The 3296-nt window shown below is 31.5% G+C and carries 4 protein-coding genes and 1 tRNA gene; 1 reads left to right on the forward strand and 4 read right to left on the reverse strand.

The window, feature by feature from the left end:
* From pepD to ACOYLT_RS11010, 3 genes are all read right to left on the reverse strand, one after another.
* On the reverse strand, positions 1 to 1091 hold a 1091-nt coding region (gene pepD / locus ACOYLT_RS11000), incomplete at its 3' end, for a beta-Ala-His dipeptidase (RefSeq protein ID WP_422853893.1).
* Positions 1092 to 1207: 116 nt separating this feature from the next.
* On the reverse strand, positions 1208 to 1432 hold the full coding sequence (locus ACOYLT_RS11005; RefSeq protein ID WP_422853894.1) for a type II toxin-antitoxin system RelE/ParE family toxin: 225 nt from the start codon (positions 1430 to 1432) through the stop codon (positions 1208 to 1210).
* Complete coding sequence (locus ACOYLT_RS11010; RefSeq protein WP_422853895.1) at positions 1432 to 1641, reverse strand: hypothetical protein; 210 nt, start codon at positions 1639 to 1641, stop codon at positions 1432 to 1434. Before ACOYLT_RS11010 ends, ACOYLT_RS11005 begins: the two co-directional genes overlap by 1 nt.
* Before the next feature lie 84 nt (positions 1642 to 1725).
* Here ACOYLT_RS11010 and ACOYLT_RS11015 point away from each other — a divergent pair, with 84 nt between their 5' ends.
* Complete coding sequence (locus ACOYLT_RS11015; protein ID WP_422853896.1) at positions 1726 to 2784, forward strand: DUF3810 domain-containing protein; 1059 nt, start codon at positions 1726 to 1728, stop codon at positions 2782 to 2784.
* A gap of 359 nt (positions 2785 to 3143) precedes the next feature.
* On the opposite strand, the gene ACOYLT_RS11020 is transcribed toward ACOYLT_RS11015, so the two are convergent.
* Positions 3144 to 3217, reverse strand: a tRNA-Arg gene (locus tag ACOYLT_RS11020).
* Positions 3218 to 3296 lie beyond the last annotated feature (79 nt).

Raw genomic sequence — 3296 nt, forward strand, 5'->3', positions numbered from 1 at the left:
AAATTTTGAATTGAAATTTCGCCCTCCTTTACAATCACACGAGCAATATTATTAGAAGTTTCTACTAAATCTTCCATATCGGCAGACATTCTATAAACACCATTGTGAGCAGCATAAATAGCACGCAACAAACCTTCTTGCACACCTAAATCCATAACTTTATTGGGCAAATCGCATTTTACGATTTCAATCTCCAACTTGGGTTCCATCGTTTTGAATTCAGTTTTGATATCCGTAATGATTTCCTGCATGTCAAATACAAAAGCTTCGTCATACATGCCTGCTACAATTACCTTGGCAACACTTTCTCTTGGAATGGCATTGCGCAAACTTCCACCACTAATTTCAGCTATTTGCAGACCAAAATTCTCAAATCCGTCAAATAACAAACGGTTCATAATTTTGTTAGCATTACCCAAACCTTTATTGATATCCATTCCAGAATGTCCGCCGTTTAAACCTTTAACAGTAATCGTATAACCCACAGAACCCTCAGGAGTTTCTTCTTCTTTATAACTTCTGGTTGCTGTAACATCGATGCCTCCTGCGCAACCGATGTCAATTTCATCGTCTTCTTCGGTGTCTAAATTCAATAGAATTTCTCCTTTAAGCATTCCGCCTTTTAAGTTCAAAGCACCAGTCATTCCCGTTTCTTCATCAATGGTAAAAAGCGCCTCAATAGCTGGATGAGAAATGTCTTTGCTTTCTAATACAGCCATAATTGCAGCTACTCCTAACCCATTGTCAGCACCAAGTGTTGTTCCGCGAGCACGAACCCAATCACCCTCAACATACATATCAATACCTTGAGTAAGAAAATCAAAAGTAGTATCATTATTTTTTTGGTGCACCATATCCAAATGTCCTTGTAAAACAATGGTTTTTCGGTTTTCCATTTCTATTGTTGCAGGTTTTCGGATGATTACGTTTCGAATTTCATCTTCAAAGGTTTCTAGTCCTAAACTATTTCCAAAGTCTTTCATAAACTGTATGACTCTATCCTCTTTTTTGGACGGACGAGGAACCGCATTTAAATCGGCAAATTTATTCCAAAGTGCTTTAGGTTCAAGGTTTCTAATTTCTTGGCTCATGATATTGTTAGTTTAATTTCATTCCGTTCGCCTTTCTGGCTCGGGTGTTATTTTGGATATTTTTTTGGATTTAATGAAGTATTAAAAACAGAAACTACATAAACTATTTTCTCTTCCTACTGTATAAAATAAAAAATTATAAAAGGAAACTTTTTAATTGGTAAACCATAATAATCTTTGTATCGAATTTGAAAAAAAGGATTATTTCTTACTACTTCAATATGGTCTTCTAAAACTTGGAAAAAATATTCGCCTAGTCCAATTTGTTTAAAGTCATAATAATCAACGGCTTCCTGAATATCAAAAATTGCTCTAGGTTCGATTACAATTTTAAAACTCATTATTTGGATTTAAAAACAATTTGCTCTTTGACATCTGTCCAAGAAACAAAATCTTCTTTATTTGAATTCGATCTTCTCTCATCTAACAAATCTTTCATTTCTTGATTCATAGAAAAATCATTAATTAAAGACTCATAGTTAAATTTTTCTATCAATTTCATAAAGAACCCCAATTCATCATCTGGAATATTTAAAGTGATTTGTGTCATAACTTTTAAATTGAATTACAAAATTACAAAAAAGACTTATTGATTGCTCTTAATTACTTATTTTTATAGACAATTTAATTTGTCTTGAAACGAAAATACTTTCTTCCTCATTTTCTAATTATTCAGATTATCTTTCTGAAAATCCTAGCCTTCTTTCCCGAAACTGTAGAACGATCTTACAGCAATGGATTGTATGTGTATATTTCTAATTTTTTGAGAACCTTGTTTGGGAAAATCCCTTTTTCTGTTGGAGATATTATTTATGGAATTGCTATCATTTATTGTATGTACTGGTTTTATAAAAACAGACAATTACATTGGAGAAGTAAATTTTGGTCGGTGTTAAGTTTCCTTTCTGTATTTTACTTTTTGTTTCATTTGCTATGGGCATTCAATTATTACCGTGAACCGTTGTTCGAAAAAATGAATATACAGAGAGAGTATAGTAATGAAGATTTGTTTGCTTTTACACAAAAGTTGATTTCTAAAACTAACGAAATTCAATTTCAAATAACACATGACAAAAACAAAAAAGTTACAATTCCCTATTCACAAGACAGCATTTTTGTGATGTCACAAAATGGTTATGACAATTTAGCCAAGGAATATTCGTTTTTGCAGTATGAAATTCCAAGCCAAAAAAAATCATTATTCAGTTTACCACTGACTTATATGGGATTTGGTGGATATTTAAATCCATTCACCAATGAATCCCAAATCAATTATAAGTTGCCGATGTATGGGTTTCCTAATGTTATTTGTCATGAAATGGCACACCAAATTGGCTATGCCAGTGAAAGTGAATGCAATTTTATTGGCTTTATGGCTGGTATAAAGAACAAGGATTTATATTTTCAATATTCGTCTTATGTAACTGCTTTACGCTATTGTTTGGAAAATATAATCATGAAAGATGAAAATAAATTCAAAAGAATCAAAACTTTAATCAATCCAGGTATTTTAGAAAATTACATGGAAAATGAACTCTTTTGGGAACAATATGACACCTTTATTGATAAAGGATTTCATGCTTTTTATGACCAATTTTTGAAAACCAATCAACAAAAAGAGGGAATAGAAAGCTACAGTAAGTTTGTTAATCTATTGATAAACTACTACAAGAATAAAGATTTTAAATTATAAAACTCGTTGATTCTTAACACTAAATGCTAATTACAATAGTTCTATTTTTTTGATTATAAATTTAAATTATTATCAGGGTTTATCCTATGTTTCTTTATAATTGATTTGAAAAAAACTTTTTACATAGATAATAATTAGCTTCTTATTTTCTATAACATTTTCTAACAAAACTGATTTTTTTAGCATTATTCCGTCTGACTTTATATTCTTTCTCATTATTTCTATGTAAAAAGTTATAGGATAGTTTCATCATTTTTTTTCATAGTTCCATCAACTAAATATCGTTTTTTAAAAAATAAATGTCTAATTGAAGCTAACCAAAAAAGCCTCTAGATATCTCTAGAGGCTTTTGGTTCAAGTGATCCCAGAAGGATTCGAACCTTCGACCTACGCATTAGAAGTGCGTTGCTCTATCCAGCTGAGCTATGGAACCAATTTTTATAATTAAAAATTAAAAGTCGGGGTGGCAGGATTCGAACCTGCGGCCTCCTGCTCCCAAAGCAGGCGCGATA

The sequence above is a fragment of the Flavobacterium sp. genome (assembly GCF_049318185.1).
Classification (GTDB): Bacteria; Bacteroidota; Bacteroidia; order Flavobacteriales; family Flavobacteriaceae; genus Flavobacterium.

Excerpts from the sequence above, each read along its gene's own strand:
- ACOYLT_RS11005 (WP_422853894.1), bottom strand. The coding sequence starts at position 1,432 with ATGAGTTTTAAAATTGTAATCGAACCTAGAGCAATTTTTGATATTCAG.
- ACOYLT_RS11010 (WP_422853895.1), bottom strand. The coding sequence starts at position 1,641 with ATGACACAAATCACTTTAAATATTCCAGATGATGAATTGGGGTTCTTT.